This is a genomic window from Methylocystis sp. SC2 (assembly GCF_000304315.1).
Lineage (GTDB): Bacteria > Pseudomonadota > Alphaproteobacteria > Rhizobiales > Beijerinckiaceae > Methylocystis.
The window spans coordinates 3426473-3452278 of record NC_018485.1 but is presented as its reverse complement, the minus strand read 5'-3'; the positions used below and the strand labels follow the sequence as shown (position 1 = coordinate 3452278).

The window sequence follows — 25806 nt, the reverse complement described above, 5'->3', positions numbered from 1 at the left end:
AGCTGCGAAAGAATGCGCCGCAGCGAAGCAAATTCAGCAAGGCTAAGCCGCCTTCTTCTCCGCGATCTCGACGAGCGCGCGCAGAATTCGGCGCGTGCCGGCGAGGCGCTGTTTCGTGTTCTCGAATTCGCGAATGAACACAACGCGCATGTCGGGGCGCACCTTGGCGCTTGTCCGCTGCTCCGCGACATAACGCACGAGCCCGGCGGGATTTGCGAATTTATCTTCGCGGAAGGCGACGATGACGCCCTTCGGGCCGGCGTCGATCTTCTCGACATGGGCGCGCCGGCAGAGCGCCTTGATCGCGACGATCTCGAGCAACTGTTCCACTTCCGGCGGGATCGGGCCGAAACGGTCGATCATTTCGGCGGCGAACGCTTCGATGTCCTGATCCGTTTCGAGCGTCGACAGACGGCGATAAAGCTGCAGGCGCAGCGTGAGGTCGGCGACATAGTCTTCCGGTATCGTCACCGGCGCGCCGATGGCGATCGTCGGCGACCAGGCTTCCTCCTGCGGCTCCTCGACTCCAGCCTTCAGCAGCGTGATCGCGTCGGCGAGCATCTGCTGATACAGCTCGTAGCCGACCTCCCTGATATGTCCCGACTGCTCCTCGCCAAGCAGATTGCCCGCGCCGCGAATGTCGAGATCGTGACTGGCGAGTTGGAAGCCCGCGCCAAGCGTATCCAGCGACTGCAGCACGTCCAGACGCTTTTGCGCCTGAGGCGTGATCGTCCGGTTGGCGGGCGTCGTGAACAACGCATAAGCGCGCAGTTTGGCGCGGCCGACGCGGCCACGCAGCTGATAGAGCTGCGCGAGGCCGAACATATCGGCGCGCCAGACGATCAGCGTATTGGCGCGCGGGATGTCCAAGCCCGACTCGACGATCGTCGTCGACAGCAGAATGTCGAACTTGCCGTCGCAGAAGGCCGACATCTTGTCCTCGAGTTCGCTCGCGCTCATCTGCCCATGCGCCGTGACGAATTTCGATTCAGGCGCGTTTTCGCGCAGAAACGCCGCGGCCTCCTCGAGGTCCTCGATGCGCGGACAAACGAAGAAGGCCTGGCCGCCGCGATAGCGCTCGCGCAGCAGCGCTTCACGCACGATAAGCGAATCGAAGGGCGAGACGAAACTGCGCACCGCCAGCCGGTCGATCGGCGGCGTGGCGATGATCGAAAGCTCGCGCACGCCCGTCATCGCGAGCTGCAGCGTGCGCGGTATCGGCGTCGCCGAGAGCGTCAGAACATGCACCTCGGCGCGCAACTCCTTCAGCCGCTCCTTGTGGCCGACGCCGAAATGCTGCTCCTCGTCGATGATGACGAGTCCAAGATCCTTGAAGCTCACCGTCTTGCCGAGCACGGCATGCGTGCCGATTAAAATCTCGATGCGGCCCTCGGCGAGGTCCTTCTTCGTCTCGCGCGCTTCCGCGGCGCCGACCATCCGCGACAATCGTCCGATGCGCACCGGCAGGCCCGCAAAGCGCTCGGTGAACGTCTTGTAGTGCTGGCGCGCGAGCAAGGTGGTCGGCGCGACGACGGCCACCTGCTTGCCGTTGATGGCGGCGCAGAAGGCGGCGCGCAGCGCGACCTCGGTTTTGCCGAAGCCGACGTCGCCGCAAACGAGTCGATCCATCGGCCGGCCGGCGGCGAGGTCATCGAGCGTCGCATCAATGGCGGCGAGCTGATCCTCGGTTTCATCATAAGGAAAGCGCGCGCAGAATTCGTCGTAGAGTCCTTCCGGCGCAATGAGCTTCGGCGCCTCGCGCAGCTGCCGCTGCGCCGCAATTTCGATGAGCCCTTTCGCCATTTCGCGGATGCGATTCTTCATCCGCGACTTGCGCGACTGCCAGCCGGCGCCGCCGAGGCGATCGAGCTGCGCTTCGGCGTCTTCGCCGCCATAGCGCGTCAGGAGCTCGATGTTCTCAACGGGGAGATAGAGCTTGTCGCCGCCGGCGTAGTGGAGTTCGAGGCAATCGTGCGGCGCGCCGGCGGCGGAGATGGTTTCGAGTCCGACGAAGCGTCCGATGCCGTGATCGACATGCACGACGAGATCGCCGGCGGATAGCGCGGCGACTTCGCCCAGAAGATTTTCGTTCGGCTTACGTTTGCGGCGGCGACGCACGAAGCGATCGCCAAGAATGTCCTGCTCGCCGACAACCGCATAGGCATCCGTCTCGAAGCCGTGTTCGATCCCGAGAACAGCTATGGAGACGGCCTTGGACAACGCCTGCGGCAGCGACGCGACGCGCGGCAAGTCAGGCGCGCCATGTTCCGCGAGCACATGGCCGAGCCTCTCGCAGGAACCCTCAGACCAGCCGGTGACGACGACGGTTCCGCCCGCGTCGCGCAGCGCCTCGATATGGTCCGCGGCCGCCTGGAAGACATTGACGTCGGGCGTATTGCGCTCGGGCGCAAAGTCGCGGCCGGGCCGCGCGCCGCAGTCGATGGCTTTCTGGCCTTCATGCGCGGCGAAAGGCGTGAATTGCGCCGCCGCGCGCCCCTCGATGGCGGCGCGCCAATCCTCAAGCGACAGATAGAGCGCGCGCGGTTCGAGCGGCTTATAATTCGAGGCGGCGGGATCGAGATCATGTGCATATTTGCGCGCGTCGTAATAATCCTCGATCTGCTTGACGCGCTCGGCCGCAGCGTCCTCGACAAGCGGATCGAGCACGACAGGCGCCTCGCCCAGATAATCGAACAGCGTATCCATCCGCTCATAGAAGAGCGGCAGCCAATGCTCCATGCCGTGGAAGCGCCGGCCTTCGCTGACGGCCTCATAAAGCGCGTCGCCGCGCGTCTGCCCGCCAAAGCGCGCGGCGTAGGACTGCCGGAAGCGGCGCATCGTGTCGCTCGTCAGCCGCACTTCGCTCATGGGCGTCAGGTCGAGCGAACGGAGCTGCCCCGTGGCGCGTTGCGTATCGGGATCGAAGGAGCGGATCGACTCGAGCGTTTCGCCAAAGAAATCGAGACGGATCGGAGCCGGCAGACCCGGCGGATAAAGATCGACGATGCCGCCGCGTTGCGCATATTCGCCGGTCTCGCGCACCGTGCTCGCGCGCAGATAGCCGTTCGACTCGAGCCAAAGCGCCAATTCGTCGAGCTTGACCACATTGCCGGGCGCGGCGGCGAAGCTTTCGGCGGAGACCATCTTTTGGGGCGGAACGCGCTGCAGCAGGCAGTCGACGGTCGTCGTGACGACGCGCGGCCGTTCGGACGAGGATTTTGCGCGCGTGAGACGCGAAAGCGCCGTCATGCGCCGCGCCACGACTCCGGCGTGCGGCGACACGCGATCATAGGGCTGACAGTCCCATCCCGGAATGTCGAGGATTTCGACGTCGGGATTGGCGAAACGCAGGGCGTTGCGAAAGGCCGCCGACCGCGCGCCGTCGCGCGCGACATGGACGAAGACCGCCGCCTGTCCTTCCGCTTCGCGTGCGAGCGCGCGCGCAAGATCGGCGCTGACGAAAGCGTCGAAGCCATCCGGCGCATGGGCGAAAATCAGCCTTTCGCCCTTGACGAGACCGCTACGCGCCGCTTCGAGTCCAGCCGCCGCTTTCTTGAGCTTTGTCGCAGCCGCGCTCAATGGATCGGGCCGTCATGTTGGTGAAAGGCGATGATCTGCCGCAGAACCGGCGTGTCATGCTCGGCCGGCGGCTGTTCAGCTCCCGACAGCCACCCGAACACCGTGGCGTCGGGCAGGTCGAGCAGAGTCTCGAGTTCGTCCAGCGCCGCTGCGGGAAGCGTCTCGACTCGCGCGTCCACAAAACTCCCCATCAGGATGTCCATTTCGCGCATGCCTCGCCGCCAGGCGCGCACCCGGATGCGCCGCCTGCGCATGTCGTCGTCCAACATCAGTCTCCTTATATGGCGCGAGGCTTAATGCAGGCGCAAAGGAAAGGCAAAGGAAAGGCAAAGGAAGGTCGGCGAAAGAGACCGGGCGGCGGGGGCGCGCGCACGGCTTGCCCGACCCCGCGGCGCTTCGTCTGACACTCCGCGTTGGCGAAGTTCCTTGACCTCAAGATGCGGCTGCGCTATCTGGCGCCTCTCGCGTGCGCGCGCTCGCGGGGGAGTAGCTCAGTTGGTTAGAGCGCCGGCCTGTCACGCCGGAGGTCGCGGGTTCAAGTCCCGTCTCTCTCGCCAACACTTCCATAGAGAAACCTCGCGCATCACCGATCTGACGCCTTTTGCAATCGCTTCAAGTCGGCGCGCTTCGTTCCGTTCGCTCACGCGATCTTACGCTCGTCTGCAGATCCGCCTGCGCCCGGCGCCGAGCTTTACGCGCAATCAGCAAGCGTCTGACTTAGCGCGACGGAATTCATGCGAGTCTTCCCTGTTCGAGCGCTGAAAGAGCAATCCGAAAGCCCCGGCCTCCGCAAGATAAGACCTCCCGGCCAAGCCTCCTGCCCGGAACAAGAGTACTGGTGTCGCGTTAGGCGTGCTCGGGGGGCTCCTCACATGAGGACCTGGAGCATTGGGAATGAAAAACTCACGCAAGCTACTCACGACAGCGCTCGCCGCAACCATGCTGGTCGGCGCCTTGTCGGTCGCCACCCCGGCCTCCGCATGGAGCCGTTGGGGCGGGGGCGGATGGGGCGGAGGCGGATTTGGCCGCCACTGGGGGTACGGTGGCGGTTGGGCCGCGGGGCCTACTGGGGCTATGGCGGCGCCGGACTGGGACTGGGCGTCGCAGGACTGGCGACCGGCCTCGCGCTCGGCGCGGCGGCGAGCGCCCCGTACGGCTATGGCTACCCTGGCTACTACGGCGCGGCCACCCCGGGCTACTATGGCGCAGCCGCCCCCGCCTATGGGTACGGCGGCTGCACATGCTGGTAGGCTTTCCGGTCCAGACTGGCTAAACGACGACTGGAAACCAAGGACAGTGCAGCCGCGCGATGCGCGGTTGCATATGAATCAGGGGCGCTGACGTCTTCAGCGCAGGTCGATCTCGCTTTCGACGATATGGTTGAGCGGCGTGCCTTCGGCCGTCAACGCCATGCGCAGCTTCAAACGGCCGTCGTCTACCTTGTGATCGCGCACGATGCGCTCGATCTCGCGCTGCGAGGTGACGCCCACCTCTTTGAGAAACTTCCGAACGGCCATATTGAAAGCGTCTTCGTCCATCGCCCGGCTCCCTAGCTTACGTGCGAATAGATAGGACGCGAAGAGGCGGCGTCATGCATGGAAGGCCCCCACCCGGTTCGCTTCGCGAATCCCCACAAGGGGGAGGGATTGGCGCTGCATCAGCGTCGCGCGCAACGGACGGACAGGAATTGCAATAACTTATAAAGGAAAGACGACGGCCTTCGTGTTCGATCCCTCCCCTTGCGGGGAGGGCGCGCGGCGCAAGCCGCGCCCGGTGGGGCGCCTACCGGCCTTCAATCACCCCTAGAGATACTCGGCTAACCCGCCTTCGCCACTTCGCGCTGCGCAAAGCCGAGGCGGATGTTCAATTCATGCAGCAGCTGCTCCGCCGCCACCGGAATATTGGTGCCGGGCGGGAAGATCGCCGCGGCGCCGGAATCATACAAGGCCTGGAAATCATCGGGCGGGATGACGCCGCCGACGACCATCATGATGTCGCCGCGCCCGGCGCGTCTGAGCGCGTCGCGCAGCTCCGGCGTCAGTGTGAGATGCCCCGCGGTCATCGTCGAGACGCCGACGATATGCACGTCGGCTTCCGCCGCTTTCCTGGCGACTTCGTCGGGCGTCGCGAAGAGATCGCCGATCACGACGTCGAAGCCCATGTCGGCGAAGGCCGAGGCGATGACCTTCTGGCCGCGATCATGGCCGTCCTGACCCATCTTGGCGACGAGGATACGGGGCTTGCGCCCGACGTTTTCTTCAAAGTCGCGCGTCATGCCGATGACGCGGCCAAGATGAACGCTCTCCCTGCCGGCCTCGCGCGCATAGACTCCCGAAATCACATTGGCCTTCGGCTGATGGCGGGAGAACACTTTTTCGAGCGCGAAAGAGATCTCGCCGACGCTGGCCTTCGCCCGCGCCGCCTTGACCGCGAGATCGAGAAGATTTGCGCCCGACGTGGCGCCTTCGGTGAGAGCGTCAAGAGCGGCCTGCGTCTTCGCTTCATCGCGCTCGGCGCGCAGCCGCTTGAGCTTGTCGAGCTGCGCGGCGCGGACGGCGGCGTTGTCGACCTTCAGCACATTGGGCCTGGCGTCATTCACCGGCTGATATTTGTTCACGCCGACGACCACCTGCGCGCCGCTGTCGATGCGCGCCTGCGTCTTCGCGGCCGCCTCCTCGATGCGCTGCTTGGGAACGCCAGCGGCGATCGCCTTGGCCATGCCGCCCAGCGATTCGATCTCCTCGATATGCTTCCACGCGCCTTTGGCGAGCTCCGCGGTCAGGCGTTCGACATAGTAGGAGCCGCCCCAGGGATCGATGATCCGCGTCGTGCCGCTTTCCTGCTGCAGCACGATCTGCGTGTTGCGGGCGATGCGCGCCGAAAAGTCGGTCGGCAGCGCGAGCGCTTCATCCAGCGCGTTAGTGTGCAGAGATTGCGTATGCCCTTGGGTCGCCGCCATCGCCTCGACGCAGGTGCGGATGGCGTTGACGTAGACGTCCTGCGCGGTGAGCGACCAGCCTGACGTCTGGCAATGCGTGCGCAGCGTCAGGCTCTTCTCGGACTTGGCGCCGAGATCCTTCATCAGCCGCGCCCAGAGCAGGCGCGCGGCGCGCAGCTTCGCGACCTCCATGAAGAAATTCATGCCGATGGCGAAGAAGAAGGAAAGGCGCGGCGCGAAGGCCTCGATGTCGAGCCCCGCCGCGACGCCCGCGCGCACATATTCGACGCCGTCGGCGAGCGTATAGCCCAGTTCGAGATCGGCCGAGGCGCCCGCCTCCTGCATGTGATAGCCGGAGATCGAGATCGAGTTGAACTTCGGCATATGTTTGGACGTATAGGCGAAAATATCCGACACGATGCGCATCGAAGGGTCGGGCGGATAGATATAGGTGTTGCGCACCATGAATTCTTTGAGGATGTCGTTCTGGATCGTGCCCGTGAGCTTTTCCGCCGGCACGCCCTGCTCTTCCGCCGCGACGATGAAGAGCGCGAGAACCGGCAGCACCGCGCCGTTCATCGTCATCGACACGGACATCTGATCGAGCGGAATGCCGTCGAACAGCGTGCGCATGTCATAGATCGAGTCGATCGCGACGCCCGCCATGCCGACGTCGCCCATCACCCGCGGATGGTCGGAATCATAGCCGCGATGGGTGGCGAGATCGAAGGCGACGGAGAGGCCCTTCTGGCCGGCGGCGAGATTGCGCCGGTAGAAGGCGTTCGAGTCCTCGGCGGTGGAGAAGCCGGCATATTGGCGGATCGTCCAGGGCTGGGCGACATACATCGTCGGATAGGGTCCGCGCACGTAAGGGGCGACGCCCGGATAGCCGTCGACGAAGGCGAGGCCCTCGATATCCTCGGGGCCATAGGCGTTCTTCACCTCGATCCCTTCCGGCGTCAGCCAGCGGCGGGGCTTCGCCTCCTGCTCGGGCGCGACGGGCGCAAAGGGAATCGATGCAAAGTTCGGTATCGCGGACATTCTTTCCTCGGCTATTTTACCGCTTTCTCTTAGACTAGAGCGGCCTGTCTCGCAAAGCCGTGGCCGCAAAGGGCCGAGCGCGGCGATTTGAAGCGCTACGGGTCAGCCTGCTCGGCGCGCCGCCCCCTCCTCCTCGCCTCTTGCTCTGACCGCGGCAGGCGGGTCACAATCAGACTCCCGGCCGATCGCCTTCGTCCAAAACCCAACTCAGGAAAAATTACATGCGCCATTCCCTATGCCTGTTGCTGATCGCCCTCTTCGCCAGCGTCGCGCCTGTGCAGGCCATGGCGGCAAACGATATTCCCGACGACGTGAAGGTAAGATGCAAGGCCGATTATTCGAGGCTGTGCAGCGGCGTCATGCCCGGCGGCGGGCGCATCCTCGCCTGTTTTCAGGCGCATAAGGCCGAAGTCTCGCCGGATTGCGCCGATGCGCTCTCCAGGATGAAGTGACGCGCCGTCTCCCGCGCTTCCGCCGCGACGGCGGGAGCGCGCCTCACCGGCGCGCTCAGCCGTCCATTCCGTCTGACGCCTTGGAGGGAAACCGCGCCGAGGCGTAGCGGATCGTGAGGACGGCGAGCGAGAGAATGAGCGTCGCGCCCGCGAGGATCAGTATGCCGACGTCCGGGAGCGACTCCGTCTGCACATAGCCGATCATGTGGCGGGTGAGCGCGGTGATGCCGACATAGAGGAGGAAGCGCACCGGCATGTGGTTGGTGCGGAAATAGATGCCGACCATCGAGCCGATCTCGAGATAGATGAATAGCAGCAACAGGTCCTCGATCGTCGCGTGGCCCTTCGTCGCCATTTCGAGGAAGGCTTTCGCCGCCGCCCAGACCGTTGCGCCGCCGATGGCGAACAATCCGAGAAGGTGAAAGCCTTCGGTGAGCAGGTAGCCGATCGGATCGATCCGATCGAGCATTCGGCGCACCGCCTTGGGTTCGTCCATATCCATGTCTTTCATCGATCGCCTGCAATGTGCGGTTCGCCAATGAGTGGCCGACAACGGCGAGCATTGCGTAGGGCGACGCCGAGCGCAAACGACTTTGTCGCAGATGTCCGAGCCGCCTATCCGCCAAGCCGCCGCGTCCAGTCCTCCACCTTGCCCCTTTCGATCCGCCGGCGCGCGAGGTCGCGCCAATTCGGCGCAAGCTCCGGCAGCGCGGCCATCTCGGCAAGTTCGTCGAAGGCGAGCGTGCGCCCGTAAAGCAAGGCGTAGAGCCGCGCGAGCGTCCATGCCGGCCGCCGACGCTCGATGAGCCGCAGCAAGTCGCCTGGACGCGCCTCGCCCGGCTCCAGAACGCGATAGTACCAGCCGCAGCGCATGCTTTCCTGCGTGCGCCGCGCCATGTCGCGCCGACCGAAACGAAAATTGAGGGTCAGGCACGGCTGGCGGCCTTGGCTGACCTGCAAGCGCGCGCCGCCGAGCGCGAAGACGTCGCCGACGCAAACCCCATCTTCCGCAAGCCCCCGCGTCGAGACGTTCTCGCCGAAAGCAGGCGCGACGAATTCGCCGGCGAGTTCCGGCAGATCGGCGCGCCAGGCGTCGTAGTGCTCGCAGGGATAGTGATGCAGCGCTTTCTCGACGCCGCCATGATGGCGCCGGTCCGCCTGTCGATCGCCGACGAGGCCCTCCGCTTCAATGCGCCAGGGCGCGGCAAGCGGCGCCTTGCGGATCGCGCTTCTGCGGCCCGGCGCGATCTCGCGCGGGCGCCCCGCAAAAAGCCTGTCGATCGCAAGATCAACCATCGTGATTCATTCCGCGCCGGCGGTCGCGCAGGCGCTATCTCTGGATGGATTCGAGATAGGCGAGCAGCGCTTCGATCTGCGCGGCGCTGAGCCGAAACTGCGGCATCTCGACGCCCTCATGGCCGACGACGATGCCCTCGGCGAGCGCCTCTTCGAGATTGTGCAGCGGATATTTTCGCGCGAGAACGCGAAACGGCGGCGACTTGGCATTGGCGCTGACGCCGCGCGCGCCGACCGCATGGCAGCGGCCGCAATTTGCTTGCGCGATCGCCCGCCCGCGCTTCAGCAGTTGGGCGTCGACAGGGGCTTTCGCCGCCGCGGCGCCGCCGCCGAGCAAGAGGCAAATTGTAATCGCTACTGCCGCGAATCGGAGCATTTCCAAAGTCTAGCCGCGCGCCCGGCGCCTGTCACCGCGGCCTATTTGCGCACGACGAGCACCGAACATTTGGCGTGACGCACGATGGTCTTGGCGTTGGAGCCGAGCAGATAGGTGGCCATCGTCGGGCGATGCGAACCGACCACGACAAGGTCGGCGCCCCATTCCTCGGCCTCGGCGAGCACTTCCGGGTAGACGGCGCCGAAGCGCACGATCGAAGAGACGCGCTCCGCCGGATAGGCGACCTTGCTGCGCAACACTGCGAGGTCCTTTTCGGTCGCCTCGCGCATCTCCTCGTCGAAATTGGGCGGGATGTAGTCGATGAAGGCCACCGGAACGAGCGGCTGGACATTGACGAGCCGAAGCTCCGCCTCATGCTCCACTTTTGCGAGCGCCACCGCCGCGTCGAGCGCGAGCTGAGTGACCTCGTCCTCGCCGATCTCCACCGCCACCAGAATTTTCTTATACATCCCCGCCTCCCGATGCGCGCGGCGTCGACGCCGACTCGCTCCTTCATAGCGCGACTGACGCCGCCGAGCCACAGCGCCGCGTCGGGCGAGATCAAACCGCACGCGCCACAAAATTCTAGTTGAAAAGTCGGATTGTCACGCCTCTTAAGTTTTAAAAACCTCAAAGGAAGTTAAGTTCGCTCGTCTTTTAAGAGAGATCTTGGAGGAATTTATGAAGACTTGGATTCGCAGCGCCCTCGTGGCGTCTATTTTCGCGTCGTCCCATGCCTATGCCGCCGAGAACGGCGTCAACTACGACCCTGCGCACAGCGGCGCTTACGTGGCGGCGCAGAAGGCCAATGACGTCGCGACGATGAAGAAGGTCGTTGGCGACGATTTCACCCAGATCAGGACGCTGGGCTTTTCGCGGGTCAAAACATTCTACTCGACCTATTGCACGATCAACGGGCAGCAATGCGTAAGCATCGCTGAGCTAGCGTCGGCAAGAAACATGCGCCTGATGCTCGGCGTTTTCGAATTTCCCGATCATCCCGACTGGACGCAGTCGCAGATTAGCGCCGCCGTTGACGCTAATATCCGCTACCCCGGAACGGTCATCGCATTCGTCGTCGGCAATGAAGACATGTTCGATTGGCAAGGCAATCCGCAGCCGGCGATGCAGCAGCGAATCGTGGCCGACATGAACACGCTCAGGAGTAAGACCAACAACAAGGTTGTGGTGACGACGGCGCAACGCGCGCCGGATTGGATTCGCCTCGTCGCCAGCGATCCTCAAAAAGTGTTGCAGAATGTCCCCGTCATCGGCGCGAATATCTATCCGTTCTGGGGCGGCTCGCCCGAGAAGGTCAACGGCAGGAGCGTCGCAAACGACATTCAGGCCACTGTTACGGGCTTAGCGAGCAAAACCACGAAGCCGGTTATCGTCACCGAGGAAGGCTGGCCGAGTTGCGGCAACAACGCCGGCATGAAGGACATGAACATCGAGTCGGAAATTGATTATTTCAGCACGTGGAAAACGCGCGAGCAGAACTTCGACAGTTATTATTTCGCCGCTTACGACAAACAATCCGGCGGCGGCTGTCCTAACGACGACGCCGACAGGCACTTCGGCTTGTGCACCGAATCCGGCTTAACGAAGGACGCCCGGCTGATGAAGTGCAAATAGCGGCGCTTCGGCGCCCGCGCGACATGCGACGCCTCGTCGCGGGGACGACGCTGTCCTCCGACAGCCGCTCAGAAATCTATTCGACCGCTTCGGCTTTGACGAAATTCCAGGACGCCGTGTCGACGATCCTGTTTTCGCGATTCTCATTGCAGAGCTTGGCGCAGGTGCCTTCGACCGCCGTCACTGTCCACAGATCGATCTCTTCGTCCCAGGCGCCTTCGCAATTCACCAGCGTCGTGACTCTATAGATTTTCCCGGCCTCAAGCATGTTGCTGTCCTTTGCAGAATGATCCCCTTAGGAAATACGGCATTGGCTCAACGCGACGACTCTTCATCGTCGTCAAGAAACGGGCAAAATTAGGGAAAACTGCGGGCGACACATAGAATAGGCGGGCGTCGTTCCCCGCCAATTCTTAAGTTCACGCCGTGTTGACGCCGCAGCGCATGTAGAGCGGGACGCACAGCGGCAGATCGGGCGGATGCGCGCGCCAGGCTTCCTCCAACTCCCGGTCGACGAGCGCCAGCGGATCGCGGCCATACTGCAGTCTGTATTTCTCGACCGCGGACCAGGTCTTGAGAAAGCTCACGAGATCGCTTTTCGAGCGCGCGATGGGCGTCTGAAACTGCGGGCGGTCGATGTCCTTGAACGGAAACGGCAGGGTCTCGTAGCGATCGAAATAAAGCGCCGAATTCTCCGCCCAGAACGGGCCGAGAATATCCTCCTTCAGCCTGCGCAGGATCGAGTCGATCGGCTCGATCTGCGTTCGCGGCCAGTCGTAGGTCCATGCCGCGATGATCCCCTCGGGGCGCAGGGCGCGCCGCGCGTTTACGTAAAATTTCGGCAGGTCGAACCAGTGGATCGAACAGGCGCAGGCGATGAGATCGACCTCCGCGCGCAGGCCGATGTCGTCTTCCGCCCGCGCCAGGCGATAGTCGACATTGGGCTCCTTTGGCGCGAGCGCCAGCTGCCGGGGATCGGGATCCGTCGCGAGCACGCGTGAGAAATGGCGCGACAGTCCGAGCGCCGCCTGCCCGCTCCCCGAGCCGCAATCCCAGGCGAGCCGACTCTGCGTCGCGACGCTTGCGAGCCACGCGAACAGCGCGTCGGGATAATGCGGGCGAAAGGCGCGATAGTCGCCCGCATTGTCGCCGAACACCATCGTCTGGCCTGCATTCATCGCTGCGGTCTCACTTCGTCTCGAACATGCGTTCCGGGCCGAGACCCTTTTGCGCCAGCCACTGCGCCGTGACGCGATCATGCCAGGGCGTCAGGCTGCCCGCGCCATGGAAACCCATGTGTCCCCCGCCCTGCGTCAACGCCGTCTCGATCGCCGGCAGATTCGACCAGTCGATCGCCGCATAACTCTCCGCCGGCACCCAAGGGTCGTCGAGCGCGTGCAGGATCAACGTCGGCAGGCTCGCGCCGGCGAGGAAATTCTTCGCCGCGTTGGAGTCGTAATAGTCCTGCGCGCCCCGATAGCCGAAATGCGGCGCGACGAAGCGATCGTCGAATTCGTACAGCGTGCGGGCGCCGGCGATGGCGGCGCGCTCGGCGGCGGTGAGCGCGGCGCCCGGCGCCAGCGCTTCGCGTTTCATCTCATTGAGCATGTAGCGATGATAGATGAAATTGCGCGGCGCCATCATGCGGGCGCAGGACGCCGCGAGGTCGATCGGCGTCGACACGGCGACGGCGGCGCGAACCGGCAGCCCATGGCCGCCCTCGCCGACGAATTTCAGCACGAGATTGCCGCCGAGCGAATTGCCGATGAGCACAACGCCGCGACGCACGAGCTCCGCCGGCAGGCCGCGCAGCGCCGCGACGAGATCCTCGGTCTTGCCGGCGTGGTAGCGCCCGCCGGAGGTCGGGCGCGAGGGCGCGGCGCCACGCAGATTGAGGCGCAGCACCGGCCAGCCTTGGCTCACGAGATAGCGCGCCGTGGCGATTCCATGCCGGCTCGATTCGGAGCCGGCGAGCCCATGCGTCAGAACGACGAGCGGCGCGTTCGTTTCCGCGGCCGGCCGATCCAGCCGCGCCGCCAGAAGGTCGCCGTCGGGCATGGCGAGCAGCAGCCGCTCGCCGCCGGGAAGCTCCGGCGGTCCGCCGACGATGATGTTGCGCAGGGTCTGGAGATCGCCGCCGAGCCACGGCGCCCGCTCGCGGAAGGGGGGAAGCGAGGGGTTTGAGGAGGTGGGCGCGCAGGGCATTGCTCCAGCCTACAACCGACCGGACAGGCTGGCGATCTTTGTGAAGCCGCCAGAAGCAATGTTTCGACGCTGGCAGCCGATCCTCATTATTGATGCGGACATGCTCGATCGAGCGCGCCGGACGGCCAACGGGGCGCGTTCCTGGGGGAGCCTCGCGGCCGTCCGTATTTCGCCCCTCACCCCCCATTCACCCTTTTCATCACCGCATCGAGCTTCTTCAACAGTCCCGGGTCGCGCGCGTCGGGGGCGGTGACGATGGCGCTGTCGAGCGCGCGGTCGGAGCCGATCGGGCAGGCCTCATGGTCGCGCGGGAAATCGGTCAGAACGCGCGCCAGCAATCGCGCGACGGTCGCCGAATTCTTCTGAACCACAGCGATCACCGAGGCGATGTCGACATTGTCGTGCTCGGGGTGCCAGCAATCGAAATCGGTCACCATGGCGACGGTGGCGTAGGAGATTTCGGCTTCGCGCGCGAGCTTGGCTTCCGGCATCGCCGTCATGCCGATCACGTCATAGCCCGCGGCCTTGTAGGTGAGCGATTCGGCGTAGGACGAAAACTGCGGGCCTTCCATGCAGACATAGGTTCCGCTCGCGACATGGTCGATGTTTTCCGCCTTGGCCGCCGCGGCGATGCGCGCCGCGAGCAGCGGGGCGATCGGATGCGCCATCGACACATGGGCGACGCAGCCGTCGCCAAAAAACGAGGATTGGCGCGCGAAGGTGCGATCGACGAATTGATCGATCAGCACGAAGAGACCGGGAAAAAGCTCCGATCTGAACGAGCCGCAGGCCGAGACCGAGATCAGATCGGTGACGCCGGCGCGCTTCATCGCGTCGATATTGGCGCGGTAGTTGATGGTCGAGGGCGAAAGCCGGTGGCCGCGCCCGTGCCGCGGCAAAAAGACCGCCTGGGTCGCGCCGAGCTCGCCATAGACGAGTTCGTCGGAAGGCTCGCCCCAGGGCGTCGTGACCCGCTGGCGGCGGATGTTGGCGAGCCCCGGTAGATCATAAACGCCTGACCCGCCGATTATTCCGACGACCGCTTTGGTCATGAATCATGTCTCCTTCGACAGCTGTTGCTTGGCCGGTTGGGGACCGGCGCCAAAAATCGCGGCAATGTGACAGGGTTGCGCCCCCAAAACGCCTGTGTTAGGGGACGCTCGCCTTGGAGCTGGGGCGCAGCGGCCCTCGTTCCTTTTCCTACAGCATCCGTCGTTTGAGGCTAACCGCTTAATCGTCGCGACCGTGCGAATTGCACTGCGAGCGGCGTCTCCAAACGGCGTAGATTGACGAGCGAACCAAGTGGCTCAAGACGGAGATTCCTTATCGGGCGTTGCGGGTCGCTACGCCTCCGCACTCTATGATTTGGCGACGGAAAACCACGCCGCCGATGACGTCGCCGCGGCGCTCGATCGATTCAAGACTCTGCTGGACGGCAGCGCCGATCTCAAGCGGATGGTCAAAAGCCCGGTGTTCTCCGCCAAGGAGCAGCTCGAAGCCCTCGAACCCGTTCTCAATAAGGGCCAGATCTCCGGCGTCGCCGCCAATTTCATCCGTCTCGTCGCCGCCAAGCGGCGTCTCTTCATCATCTCCGACATGATCGCCGCCTATCGCCGCCTGCACGACAAGGCGAAGGGCCTGGTGCGCGCCGACGTGACGATCGCGGCGCCGCTGAAGCCGGATCATGAAGCCGCGCTGCGCGAGACGCTCGCCGGCGTCACCGGCGGCAAGACCATCGATCTCAATGTGAAGACGGATCCGTCGATCATCGGCGGTCTGGTCGTCAAAATCGGTTCACGCATGGTCGACGCCTCCGTGCGCACCAAGCTCAACGCAATCCGCACACGCATGAAAGAGGTCGGCTGATGGATATCCGCGCCGCAGAAATTTCCGCGATCCTCAAAAAGGAGATCGCCAACTTTGGCGCCGAGGCCGAAGTCACCGAGGTCGGCCAGGTTCTGTCCGTCGGCGACGGCATCGCGCGCGTCTACGGACTCGACAATGTGCAGGCCGGCGAGACCGTCGAATTCCAGGACGGCACCAAGGGCATGGCGCTCAATCTCGAAACCGACAATGTCGGCATCGTGATTTTCGGCGACGACCGCGCCATCAAGGAAGGCCAGACGGTCAAGCGCACCGGCGCCATCGTCGAAGTTCCCGTCGGCAAGGAGCTCCTGGGCCGCGTCGTCGACGCGCTCGGCAATCCGATCGACGGCAAGGGCCCGATCCGGACGGCGCAGCGCGCCCGCGTCGACGTCAAGGCGCCCGGCATCATCCCGCGCAAATCCGTGCATGAGCCGATGGCGACGGGCCTGAAGGCCGTCGACGCGCTGATTCCAATCGGCCGCGGCCAGCGCGAACTGATCATCGGCGACCGCCAGACCGGCAAGACCGCCATCGCGCTCGACACGATCCTCAATCAGAAGTCCCTGAACGACGGCGACGACGAGAAGGCCAAGCTCTACTGCGTCTATGTCGCCATCGGCCAGAAGCGCTCCACCGTGGCGCAATTCGTCAAGGTGCTCGAAGAGCGCGGCGCGCTCGACTATTCGATCATCGTCGCCGCGACGGCCTCCGATCCGGCGCCGATGCAGTTCCTCGCGCCCTTCTCCGGCTGCGCGATGGGCGAATATTTCCGCGACAACGGCATGCATGCGGTCATCATCTATGACGATCTGTCCAAGCAGGCCGTCGCCTACCGCCAGATGTCGCTGCTGCTGCGCCGTCCGCCGGGCCGCGAGGCCTATCCGGGCGACGTCTTCTATCTGCATTCGCGCCTCCTGGAGCGCGCCGCGAAGCTTTCCGACGATCGCGGCGCCGGATCGCTCACCGCGCTGCCGGTCATCGAGACGCAGGCGAACGACGTGTCGGCCTATATTCCGACCAACGTCATCTCGATCACCGACGGCCAGATCTTCCTGGAGACCGATCTCTTCTACCAGGGCATCCGTCCTGCGGTGAACGTCGGCCTCTCGGTCTCGCGCGTCGGCTCTTCGGCGCAGACCAAGGCGACCAAGAAGGTCGCCGGCAAGATCAAGGGCGAACTCGCGCAATATCGCGAAATGGCCGCCTTCGCCCAGTTCGGCTCGGACCTTGACGCGGTGACGCAGCGTCTCCTGAATCGCGGCGCGCGCCTCACCGAACTCTTGAAGCAGCCGCAGTTCTCGCCCTTGAAGATGGAAGAGCAGACCTGCGTGATCTACGCCGGCGTCAACGGCTATCTCGATCCGCTGCCGGTCAATCGCGTGCGCGCGTTCGAGGACGGCCTGCTCGCGCTGCTGCGCTCGCAGCACAGCGACATTCTCGAGAGCATCCGCACGACGCGGGATCTCACCGACGAGACTGCGGCGAAACTCAAGAACGTCGTCGAGAGCTTCGCGAAGTCCTTCGCCTAACGAGCGTGTCGTCATGGCCGGGACAAGCCTGGCCATGACGGGCGTTGGAAAAACGAGACAGGCAAAACGATATGCCCTCGCTAAAGGATCTTCGAAACCGCATCTCCTCCGTCAAGGCGACGCAGAAGATCACCAAGGCCATGCAGATGGTCGCCGCCGCGAAATTGCGCCGCGCCCAGTCGGCGGCGGAGGCGGCGCGTCCCTATGCCGAACGGATGGAGTCGGTGCTCGCCAATCTCGCCTCCGGCGTGACGGCGGGCGGACCTGCGCTACTCGCCGGCAATGGCAAGGACGAGACGCATCTCCTGATCGTCGCCACCGCCGAGCGCGGCCTGTGCGGCGCCTTCAATTCCTCCATCGTGCGTCTCGCCCGCGAGCACATCGCGCGGCTTCAGGATCAGGGCAAGACCGTCAAGATCCTCTGCGTCGGCAAGAAGGGTTTCGAGCAGCTCCGCCGCCAGTATGAGCGCCACATCATCGAGGTCATCGAGCTGCGCGGCGTCAAGCAGATGGGCTTCGACACCGCCGATGAGATCGGCAAGAAGATCATCCGCATGTTCGAAGAGGGCGGCTTCGACGTCGCGACGCTGTTCTTCTCGCGCTTCAAATCGGTGATCGCTCAAATTCCGACCGCGCAGCAGCTCATCCCGGCGCAAATTCCCTCGAACGAAAACGCGCCGCCGGTCGAAGGTCCGCAGGCGTCCTACGAGTATGAGCCGGGACAGGACGAAATTCTCTCGACGCTGCTGCCGCGCAACATCTCCGTGCAGGTGTTCCGCGCGCTGCTCGAGAACGCCGCCTCCGAACAGGGCGCCCGCATGAGCGCGATGGACAATGCGACGCGCAACGCCGGCGACATGATCAAGAAGCAGACGACGATCTACAACAGGTCGCGTCAGGCGATGATCACCAAGGAGCTCATCGAAATCATCTCGGGCGCCGAGGCGCTCTGAGTCATTTTAGGACGAGGACGAAACATGGCCGCCAATAAGCCCAGCGGGCGCATCACCCAAGTCATCGGCGCCGTCGTCGACGTGCAGTTCGACGGGCAATTGCCTGAGATTCTGAACGCCCTCGAGACGACGAACCAAGGCAATCGCCTCGTTCTCGAAGTCGCGCAGCATCTGGGCGAAAATTCCGTTCGCACCATCGCCATGGATTCGTCCGAAGGCCTGGTGCGCGGTCAGGAAGTCACCGACACCGGCGCGCCGATTTCGGTTCCGGTCGGCGACGAGACGCTCGGGCGCATCATCAACGTCATCGGCGAGCCGGTCGACGAAGCGGGTCCGATGCTGACGAAATCGCGCCGCGCCATCCACCAGCCGGCCCCCTCCTACGCCGAGCAGGCGACGGAAGCGCAGATTCTCGAGACCGGCATCAAGGTCGTCGATCTGCTTGCGCCTTACGCCAAGGGCGGCAAGATCGGCCTGTTCGGCGGCGCGGGCGTCGGCAAGACCGTGCTGATCATGGAGCTGATCAACAACATCGCCAAGGCGCATGGCGGCTATTCCGTCTTCGCCGGCGTCGGCGAGCGCACCCGCGAAGGCAACGACCTCTATCACGAGATGATCGAGGGCGGCGTCAACAAGAAGGGCGGCGGCGAAGGCTCCAAATGCGCGCTGGTCTACGGCCAGATGAACGAGCCGCCGGGCGCGCGCATGCGCGTCGCGCTGTCGGGCCTCACCGTCGCCGAAGATTTCCGCGACCGCGGCATGGACGTGCTGTTCTTCGTCGACAACATCTTCCGCTTTACGCAGGCGGGTTCGGAAGTGTCGGCGCTTCTTGGCCGCATCCCTTCGGCGGTGGGCTATCAGCCGACGCTCGCCACCGACATGGGCGCGCTGCAGGAACGCATCACCACGACGACCAAGGGCTCGATCACTTCGGTGCAGGCGATTTACGTCCCGGCCGACGATTTGACCGACCCGGCGCCGGCCACCTCCTTCGCCCATTTGGACGCCACGACCGTGCTGTCGCGTTCGATCGCGGAAAAGGGCATTTATCCGGCGGTCGATCCGCTCGACTCGACCTCGCGCATGCTGTCGCCCGCGATCGTCGGCGAGGAGCATTACGACGTGGCGCGTAAGGTGCAGTCGACGCTGCAGCGCTATAAGTCGCTGCAGGACATCATCGCCATTCTCGGCATGGACGAGCTTTCCGAAGAGGACAAGCTCGTCGTCGCCCGCGCCCGTAAGATCGAGCGCTTCCTGTCGCAGCCCTTCCATGTCGCGGAAGTGTTCACCGGCTCGCCCGGCAAGCTCGTCGCGCTCGCCGACACGATCAAGGGCTTCAAGGGCCTCGTCGAAGGCGAATACGACCATCTGCCGGAGGCCGCCTTCTACATGGTGGGCTCGATCGATGAGGCGGTCGAAAAGGCCGCCAAGCTCGCCAAGGAAGCGGCGTAATTTTAGCAAGCGTTTCGGCCGGACATGCTTCGGCCACGACGCTGATCAGTTTTCGTGGATGGCCGGGTCAAGTCCGGCCATGACGGGCTGGAACGCAAAGCGCCGTCGGAGAACATCATGGCTGCATTCCACTTCGAACTCGTCTCTCCCGAGAAGCATCTCTTCTCCGGCGAGGTCGAATCGGTTGTCGCGCCCGGCGCCGACGGCCAGTTCACCGTGCTCAAGGACCATGCGCCGGTGATGACCACGCTGAAGGCGGGAGTCGTGACGGTGGCCGGCGGCGAGGGCAAGGTCGAGAAGCTTTTCGTGCGCGGGGGATTCGCCGACGTCAACGCGTCCGGCTTCACCATTCTCGCCGAACAGGCGATTCCGCTTTCCGAAATCGACGTCGCCAAGGTCGACGCCGACATTCGGAATGCGCGCGAAGACATCGCCGACGCCAAGTCTGACGAAGCGCGTCTCGCCGCGTCCGACAAGCTGGCGCAATTGCAGGAGCTGCGCGCGGCGATCGGCGGCTGATCCGACCGCGCCGGACATTCACGCGGCGCCCGCCGCGCAGTCTCGCAGTTTCTCTCGGCGCCCTGCCCGCGCTTGTCGCGGGCATTCACGTGACGCCGTCCGGCGAATCTCTCAACGTTTGCGCTTCCTCTCGGCGTGGATGGCCGGGACAAGCCCGGCCATGACGGCTGAGTGATTGCGCAACGAGGTTAGAGACTCTGCTTCCACGCGAGTGTCTCTTCGTCGCCATGCGCTTCCTCTGCGCGCCCCGCCCGCGCGCTTGTCGCGGGCATCCGCGGCGCTCCCATGCGGAACCGCTCAACGCAGCGTGATCTACGCCTCGTCCGCTTCCGCCGACGCCGCCGGTTCTTCGAGTTCGGCCTCGGTGATGTCGCCGTGCAGCTCGACGGGCGCCAATCCCGATCGCGACTGGGCGACCTCGCGTATCGCGTCGCCGATTTCCGGATTGCGCTTGGTCAGCGTCTGCAGATCATAGGCGTCCAGAATGAGGAGCTTCGTCGCCGCGGTCGCCCGCACGTCGGCGGTGCGCGACGTTTTGCGCAGCACGGCGATCTCGCCGAAGAACTGGCCTTCGCCGAGCGTGACGTTTTCATGCGCCAGCTCGACTTCAACCTCGCCCTCGGCGATGAAATACATCGAGTGGGCGGGATCGCCCTTGCGCACGATCATTGCGCCCCGGGGGATGGATTGCGCCCGAAGGTAACGCATGATCTCCGCGATTCCGGCCGCGTCGAGGCCGCGAAACAGCGGCACGCTGGCGACCATCGTCCAGGTGACGACGAATTCGCGCCGGTGAATCTCTTCGGCGAAGGCGGTGGCGAGAATGCCGACCGGCAGGCCCAGCAGCAGAAAGCCCGTCACCATCGCGAAGGAGGCGATGAGCTTGCCCGCCAGCGTGAGTGGAATCACTTCGCCATAGCCGACGGTCGTCACGGTTTCGATCGCCCACCACATGGCGTCGGGAATCGTGCCGAATTTTTCGGGCTGCGCCTCGTGCTCGGCGATATGCATCGCGGTCGAAAAGAACAGCACCGCGCCAAACAGAATGATCAGCCAGGCGAGCAGCGCCTTGCGCTCGGCCTCGATCACCGCGAGCAAGGTGCGGATGCCGGGGGAATAACGCGCGAATTTGAAGAATCGCAGCAGGCGCAGCATCAAGAAGACGCGCAAATCCGCCGAGAAGTAGAACGAAAGATAGAAGGGCAGGAACGCGGCGAGGTCGATCAGCGCCCAGCCCGAGGCGATGAAGGAGAGCCGCGCCGCCGTCGGCGAGCGGCGCGCGTAGAGCGTATGTTCGGGCGCGCACCAGACGCGCAAAATATATTCGAGCGTGAAGGCGGCGACCGCGACATATTCGATGACGGTGAAGACGTCCTCATAGCGGTCGCTATAGTCCGGCACCGATTCGAAGATCACCGAAACGACCGACAGCAGGACGAGCCCAATCAGCCCGCGATGGACGACGCGCGCGAACCGATCGTGGCTGCCGCCGTCAAGGACGACGTGGACGCGCCGCCGCAACAAAGCCAGACCGCGCCGCCGGTCCGGCTCGCTCATGGCGCGGCTGCTTTTCCGCGCAACGCGTCCTCGACGGAGGCGAGCGCCTGATCGATGGCGGCGGCGTTGGGGCCGCCCGCCTGCGCGAGATCGGGCCTTCCGCCGCCGCCTTTGCCGCCCAGCATGACGCTCGCGACTCGCACGAAATCCACGGCGCTGTATTTTTCGGTGAGATCGTCGGTGACGCCGACGACGATGCCGGCCTTGCCGTCGGGCGAGGCGCTGGCGATGGCGACGACGCCCGAGCCGATCGCCTTCTTGGCGTCGTCGACCATCGACTTCAAATCCTTGGCCTCGATGCCTTCGACCGCGCGCGCGAGCAGCTTGACGCCGCCGATGTCCCTCGGCTTCTCAGCGGCGCCGTCGCCAGCGCCGCCGCCCATCGCCAGTTTGCGCTTGGCGTCGGCGAGTTCGCGCTCCAGCCGCTTGCGCTCGTCGAGCAGAGCGGCAAGCCGCGCCGGCGCGTCCTCGAGCGGCGCGCGCATCAGCGCCGCCATGTCGCGCAGCGCGCGCGATTGCGCCACGAGCTGGCCGCGCGCGCCCTCGGCGGTGCGCGCCTCGATGCGGCGCACGCCGGAGGCAACCGCGGCTTCGCCGACGATGGCGATGAGCCCGATATCGCCGGTGCGCGAAACATGCGTGCCGCCGCACAGCTCGACGGAAAAGGCGTGGGCGGCGCCGGGATTCACCGGGCCCATCGAGACGACGCGCACTTCGTCGCCGTATTTCTCGCCAAAGAGCGCGCGCGCGCCGGAGCGGATGGCGTCGTCCTGGGCCATCACGCGGGTCTCGACCGGCGCATTATCCTGAACGATCTCATTGGCCAGCGTCTCGACGCGCGCCAGCTCCTCATCGGTGAGCGGTTTCGGATGGGTGAAGTCGAAGCGCAGCCGATCCGGCGCGACGAGCGATCCCTTCTGCGCCACATGCTCGCCGAGCACCTGCCGCAGCGCCTCATGCAGAATATGCGTGGCCGAATGATTGGCGCGCGCCTGCGTGCGCCGCTCGTGGTCGACGTCGAGTTCGAGCGCGAGGCCGGGCGTGATCTCGCCCTCTTCGACGACGCCCTCGTGAACGATGAGGTCGCCAAGTTTCTTGATGCTGTTTTCGACGCGAAAGCGCACGCCGCGGGCGCGCATCACGCCGACGTCGCCGACCTGTCCGCCCGACTCGCCATAGAAGGGGGTCTGATTGAGGATCAGCGCCCCGCGCGCGCCTTCCTTCAGCGAAAAGGCCTCGCCCCCGTCATGAATGATGGCGGTGACGACGCCTTCGCTTCTTTCCGTTTCGTAGCCGAGGAATTCGGTCGCGCCGAGACGTTCCTTCAGCGCGAACCAAAGCGCTTCGGTCGCGGTTTCGCCGGAGCCGGCCCAGGCCTTGCGCGCGTCCGCCCGCTGGCGCTCCATCGCGGCGTTAAAGACCTCCTTGTCGACGCCGATGCCGCGCGGACGCAGGGCGTCCTCGGTGAGATCGAGCGGAAAGCCGTAGGTGTCGTAGAGCTTGAACGCGGTTTCGCCGGACAGCTTGTCGCCCTGGCCGAGCGCCGCCGTCTCCTCGTCAAGGATCGCGAGGCCGCGCGCCAAGGTTGCGCGAAAGCGCGTCTCTTCGCTGAGCAGCGTGTCGGCGATGAGCGACTGCGCGCGCACGAGCTCCGGATAGGCCAGGCCCATCTCGGCGACGAGCGTCGGCGCCAGCCGCCACATCAGCGGCTCCTTCGCGCCGAGCAGCTGCGCATGGCGCATGGCGCGGCGCATGATTCGCCGCAGCACATAGCCGCGGCCTTCGTTCGACGGCGTGACGCCGTCGGCGACGAGGAAGGAGGAGGCGCGCAGATGGTCGGCGATGACGCGATGGCTCGCGCCCTGCGGGCCGTCGACCGGCGCGCCGGTGAAATCGGCGACGGCGCCGGTGAGCGCACGGAAGAGATCGATGTCGTAATTGGAGGTCACGCCCTGCATCAGCGCGGCGATGCGCTCCAAGCCCATGCCGGTGTCGATCGACGGACGCGGCAGCGGCGCGCGTTGGCCCGGCGCCACCTGCTCATATTGCATGAAGACGAGGTTCCAGAACTCCAGGAACCTGTCGCCGTCCTCGTCAGGGCTGCCGGGCGGACCGCCTTTGAGCGCCTCGCCCTGGTCGTAGAAGATCTCCGAGCAGGGGCCGCAGGGGCCGGTGTCGCCCATGCTCCAGAAATTGTCGGCGCTGGCGATGCGGATGATGCGGCTGTCGTCGAAGCCGGCGATCTTTTTCCACAGATCATAGGCCTCGTCGTCATCGTGATAGACCGTGACGAGCAGCCGATCGACGTTGAGCCCGAATTCGCGCGTAATGAGGTTCCAGGCGAGCTCGATCGCGCCTTCCTTGAAATAGTCTCCGAAGGAGAAATTGCCCAGCATTTCAAAGAAGGTGTGATGGCGCGCGGTGTAGCCGACATTGTCGAGGTCGTTATGCTTGCCGCCGGCGCGCACGCATTTTTGCGCCGAGGCGGCGCGCGCATAGGCGCGTTTCTCGACGCCGGTGAAGACGTTCTTGAAGGGCACCATGCCGGCGTTGGTGAACATCAACGTCGGATCATTGTGCGGCACAAGCGACGAGGAGGCGACTTTCTCGTGCCCATTATGCGCGAAATAGTCGAGGAAGGCGGTTCGGATCTGGTTGACGCCACTCATGCGGTCACGGCTCGCGAATGCGTCTCCGTCGCCGAAGCGGCTTCTGCGCCGATGCGGGAGACGCGTTTAAAACAATAACCTGGAGCGGCCTTTCGTTTCAACGAAACAGGCGACGGTCCAAGGTTGCGGCGAAGGCTGCGGCAGACGGCGCCGTCGCGCGCTTCATCATGCGCGATATGACAGTTTCGGGGGGAAACGGCAATGGCGAGGGGCCGCGAGGCAAGGCGATCGGGTGAAGACTTCCTCATCTCGTGTAACTTGAACCGCGCCGGACCGGCTAACATTGCCGTTGCGGCGGCGGCGAGCCGACGACAGAGCGCGCGCCGCTCCTCTCAGTCGCCTCTATGCCTTACGCGGGAAGACAGGAGGCCCCCAAGCGGTCGCCGCGCAGCCTCGACGATCAGCGCGCCGAGGGCGCCGAGCGCGCCCATGAGCAGGAAGAAATGCACGCTGGCGACGCTCGACCACAAACTGCCGAGCCATCCCGCCAGGAGATTGCCGAGAAACATCGATGTGAACCATAGGCCCATCAGCGCCGAGCGCGATCCTTCCGGCGCGACATGCGACACGAGCGACAGGGCGATCGGCGAAAAGTGCAGTTCTGAAACGGTGATGACGCAAAAAAAGGCGAGGAGCCAAAGCCAGCTCACTTTGTCGCCGTCGCTCGTCCAGGCGGCGAGCGCCATGACGCCATAGCTCACGGCGACGCCGAGACAGCCAAGCGACATTTTGCCGATCGTCGAAGGCTCGCGCCCGGCCCGGGAAAGCCGGCTCCAGAAGGACACGAGCGGCGGCGTGAAGAGAAAGATCATCAGCGGATTGAAGGCCTGAAACCACGTCACCGGAATTTCGGCGCGCCATCCGAAAACATCGACGCCGCGGTCGGTGGACTGCGCCGCCCAGAGCGCGATCGTGTTGCCCTGCTGCTCAAAGGCCGCCCAGAACAGCGCGGAAGGCGCGAAGAGCAGCATCAGGATGGCGAACGAGCGGCGAAACTGCGCGCGCGCCTGCGCCGTCGGCGCGCGCCATTGGCCGCGCATCGGCTCGGGCGGCAGGCTCGGAAGACCGATCACATAGGTCGCGAGGCCGATCGCCATGCCGACGCCCGCGCAGGCGAAGCCGTAATGCCAGCCGATCGTCTCCCCGACTGTTCCGCAAACCAGCGGCGCGAAGAACGCGCCGATATTGATGCCGACGTAGAAAATCGAAAAAGCGCGGTCGCGACGGGCGTCCGTCGGCGCATAAAGCTCCCCGACCTGGACGGAGATGTTCGGCTTGAAGCCGCCGCAGCCCAGCGCGATGCAAAGCAGCGCGATCAGAAACAGGCGATCGAAGGCCATCATGAAATGGCCGACGGCCATCAACGCCGCGCCGATCACGATCGTGCGCGTGCGCCCGAACCAGCGGTCGGCGATCGCCCCGCCAAGAATCGGCGCGAGATAAACGAGGCCTGTGTAAAGACCATAGATTTGCGAGGCGAAAGGCTGCGGGCCGAGCGGACCGAAAAGCGTCTCGAGTCCGCGCTTCAAGGCGTCTAGGCCGAGCGCCGCGTCCATGCGCGCCGGCGTCAGCAGGTAGTCGACCATATAGAGGACGAGAAGCGCCCGCATGCCGTAATAGGAAAACCGCTCCCACATTTCGGAAGCGAACAGAAAACCGAGCCCGCGCGGATGGCCGAGAAAATCGTCGCTTCGCTGCATTCGCTCCGCCGGACCATCGTTCGCGCAGGCCTACGGCCC

The 25806-nt window shown here is 64.7% G+C and carries 22 protein-coding genes and 1 tRNA gene; 8 read left to right on the top strand and 15 right to left on the bottom strand.

The genetic code is table 11. The features are described from left to right. Nucleotides 1–42 precede the first annotated feature (42 nt). Both mfd and BN69_RS16690 read right to left on the bottom strand, forming a co-directional pair. Complete coding sequence (mfd, locus tag BN69_RS16695; RefSeq protein WP_014892825.1) at nucleotides 43–3579, bottom strand: transcription-repair coupling factor; 3537 nt, start codon at nucleotides 3577–3579, stop codon at nucleotides 43–45. Beyond that, nucleotides 3576–3848: an FAD assembly factor SdhE gene (locus tag BN69_RS16690; protein WP_014892824.1), complete on the bottom strand. Its 273-nt coding sequence runs from the start codon at nucleotides 3846–3848 to the stop codon at nucleotides 3576–3578. The genes mfd and BN69_RS16690 overlap by 4 nt, the downstream gene beginning before the upstream one ends. Before the next feature lie 211 nt (nucleotides 3849–4059). On the opposite strand from BN69_RS16690, the gene BN69_RS16685 reads away from it, so the two are divergent. Beyond that, a tRNA-Asp gene (locus BN69_RS16685) sits at nucleotides 4060–4136 on the top strand. A gap of 789 nt (nucleotides 4137–4925) precedes the next feature. Here BN69_RS16685 and BN69_RS16675 read toward each other — a convergent pair. Together BN69_RS16675 and scpA are read right to left on the bottom strand one after the other, a co-directional pair. After that, complete coding sequence (locus BN69_RS16675; RefSeq protein ID WP_014892822.1) at nucleotides 4926–5117, bottom strand: DUF6494 family protein; 192 nt, start codon at nucleotides 5115–5117, stop codon at nucleotides 4926–4928. Between the two features lie 278 nt (nucleotides 5118–5395). Then, nucleotides 5396–7558, bottom strand: a complete 2163-nt coding sequence (gene scpA, locus BN69_RS16670; RefSeq protein WP_014892821.1) for a methylmalonyl-CoA mutase — start codon at nucleotides 7556–7558, stop codon at nucleotides 5396–5398. A gap of 221 nt (nucleotides 7559–7779) precedes the next feature. On the opposite strand from scpA, the gene BN69_RS16665 reads away from it, so the two are divergent. After that, the gene (locus BN69_RS16665) at nucleotides 7780–8010 is read left to right on the top strand and encodes a hypothetical protein (RefSeq protein ID WP_014892820.1); all 231 of its coding nucleotides are present in this window, start codon (nucleotides 7780–7782) and stop codon (nucleotides 8008–8010) included. 55 nt (nucleotides 8011–8065) lie between these two features. Here the strand turns inward: BN69_RS16665 and BN69_RS16660 are convergent, their stop codons facing one another. From BN69_RS16660 to BN69_RS16645, 4 genes are all read right to left on the bottom strand, one after another. Then, the gene (locus BN69_RS16660; protein ID WP_014892819.1) at nucleotides 8066–8521 is read right to left on the bottom strand and encodes a phosphate-starvation-inducible protein PsiE; all 456 of its coding nucleotides are present in this window, start codon (nucleotides 8519–8521) and stop codon (nucleotides 8066–8068) included. 104 nt (nucleotides 8522–8625) lie between these two features. Continuing rightward, on the bottom strand, nucleotides 8626–9306 hold the full coding sequence (locus BN69_RS16655; RefSeq protein ID WP_014892818.1) for an MOSC domain-containing protein: 681 nt from the start codon (nucleotides 9304–9306) through the stop codon (nucleotides 8626–8628). Nucleotides 9307–9340: 34 nt separating this feature from the next. Then, nucleotides 9341–9682, bottom strand: a complete 342-nt coding sequence (locus BN69_RS16650; protein WP_014892817.1) for a c-type cytochrome — start codon at nucleotides 9680–9682, stop codon at nucleotides 9341–9343. A gap of 41 nt (nucleotides 9683–9723) precedes the next feature. Continuing rightward, nucleotides 9724–10152 (bottom strand): universal stress protein, encoded by a 429-nt coding sequence (locus BN69_RS16645; RefSeq protein ID WP_014892816.1) that lies wholly within the window; start codon nucleotides 10150–10152, stop codon nucleotides 9724–9726. A 211-nt stretch (nucleotides 10153–10363) separates the two neighbouring features. On the opposite strand from BN69_RS16645, the gene BN69_RS16640 reads away from it, so the two are divergent. Next, the gene (locus BN69_RS16640) at nucleotides 10364–11317 is read left to right on the top strand and encodes a glycoside hydrolase family 17 protein (protein WP_014892815.1); all 954 of its coding nucleotides are present in this window, start codon (nucleotides 10364–10366) and stop codon (nucleotides 11315–11317) included. Nucleotides 11318–11393: 76 nt separating this feature from the next. Here BN69_RS16640 and BN69_RS16635 read toward each other — a convergent pair whose 3' ends face one another. The 4 genes from BN69_RS16635 to BN69_RS16620 form a co-directional block, all read right to left on the bottom strand. Next, nucleotides 11394–11585 (bottom strand): hypothetical protein, encoded by a 192-nt coding sequence (locus tag BN69_RS16635; protein ID WP_014892814.1) that lies wholly within the window; start codon nucleotides 11583–11585, stop codon nucleotides 11394–11396. Nucleotides 11586–11736: 151 nt separating this feature from the next. Further along, entirely contained in the window at nucleotides 11737–12495 is a 759-nt protein-coding gene (locus BN69_RS16630) for a class I SAM-dependent methyltransferase (RefSeq protein ID WP_014892813.1), read from the bottom strand. Nucleotides 12496–12505: 10 nt separating this feature from the next. After that, nucleotides 12506–13522, bottom strand: coding sequence for a YheT family hydrolase (locus BN69_RS16625; RefSeq protein ID WP_014892812.1), 1017 nt, complete (start codon nucleotides 13520–13522; stop codon nucleotides 12506–12508). A 176-nt stretch (nucleotides 13523–13698) separates the two neighbouring features. Then, nucleotides 13699–14574, bottom strand: a complete 876-nt coding sequence (locus tag BN69_RS16620) for an S-methyl-5'-thioadenosine phosphorylase (protein ID WP_014892811.1) — start codon at nucleotides 14572–14574, stop codon at nucleotides 13699–13701. Between the two features lie 250 nt (nucleotides 14575–14824). Here BN69_RS16620 and BN69_RS16615 point away from each other — a divergent pair, with 250 nt between their 5' ends. The 5 genes from BN69_RS16615 to BN69_RS16595 all read left to right on the top strand — a co-directional run bounded on the left by BN69_RS16615 (nucleotide 14825) and on the right by BN69_RS16595 (nucleotide 19841). Then, complete coding sequence (locus tag BN69_RS16615; RefSeq protein ID WP_014892810.1) at nucleotides 14825–15388, top strand: F0F1 ATP synthase subunit delta; 564 nt, start codon at nucleotides 14825–14827, stop codon at nucleotides 15386–15388. Further along, nucleotides 15388–16917 (top strand): F0F1 ATP synthase subunit alpha, encoded by a 1530-nt coding sequence (gene atpA, locus BN69_RS16610; protein ID WP_014892809.1) that lies wholly within the window; start codon nucleotides 15388–15390, stop codon nucleotides 16915–16917. Before BN69_RS16615 ends, atpA begins: the two co-directional genes overlap by 1 nt. A 71-nt stretch (nucleotides 16918–16988) precedes the next feature. Beyond that, nucleotides 16989–17870 carry a F0F1 ATP synthase subunit gamma gene (locus tag BN69_RS16605; RefSeq protein WP_014892808.1) on the top strand — a complete coding sequence of 294 codons (882 nt, stop codon included), beginning with the start codon at nucleotides 16989–16991 and terminating at the stop codon, nucleotides 17868–17870. Between the two features lie 24 nt (nucleotides 17871–17894). Further along, complete coding sequence (gene atpD / locus BN69_RS16600) at nucleotides 17895–19322, top strand: F0F1 ATP synthase subunit beta (protein ID WP_014892807.1); 1428 nt, start codon at nucleotides 17895–17897, stop codon at nucleotides 19320–19322. Nucleotides 19323–19439: 117 nt separating this feature from the next. Continuing rightward, the gene (locus BN69_RS16595) at nucleotides 19440–19841 is read left to right on the top strand and encodes a F0F1 ATP synthase subunit epsilon (RefSeq protein ID WP_014892806.1); all 402 of its coding nucleotides are present in this window, start codon (nucleotides 19440–19442) and stop codon (nucleotides 19839–19841) included. Nucleotides 19842–20153: 312 nt separating this feature from the next. Here BN69_RS16595 and BN69_RS16590 read toward each other — a convergent pair whose 3' ends face one another. The 3 genes from BN69_RS16590 to BN69_RS16575 all read right to left on the bottom strand — a co-directional run bounded on the left by BN69_RS16590 (nucleotide 20154) and on the right by BN69_RS16575 (nucleotide 25767). Further along, nucleotides 20154–21398: a cyclic nucleotide-gated ion channel gene (locus BN69_RS16590; RefSeq protein WP_014892805.1), complete on the bottom strand. Its 1245-nt coding sequence runs from the start codon at nucleotides 21396–21398 to the stop codon at nucleotides 20154–20156. Beyond that, nucleotides 21395–24067, bottom strand: coding sequence for an alanine--tRNA ligase (gene alaS / locus BN69_RS16585; RefSeq protein ID WP_014892804.1), 2673 nt, complete (start codon nucleotides 24065–24067; stop codon nucleotides 21395–21397). The genes BN69_RS16590 and alaS overlap by 4 nt, the downstream gene beginning before the upstream one ends. Before the next feature lie 332 nt (nucleotides 24068–24399). After that, nucleotides 24400–25767 carry a peptide MFS transporter gene (locus BN69_RS16575; protein ID WP_014892802.1) on the bottom strand — a complete coding sequence of 456 codons (1368 nt, stop codon included), beginning with the start codon at nucleotides 25765–25767 and terminating at the stop codon, nucleotides 24400–24402. Nucleotides 25768–25806 lie beyond the last annotated feature (39 nt).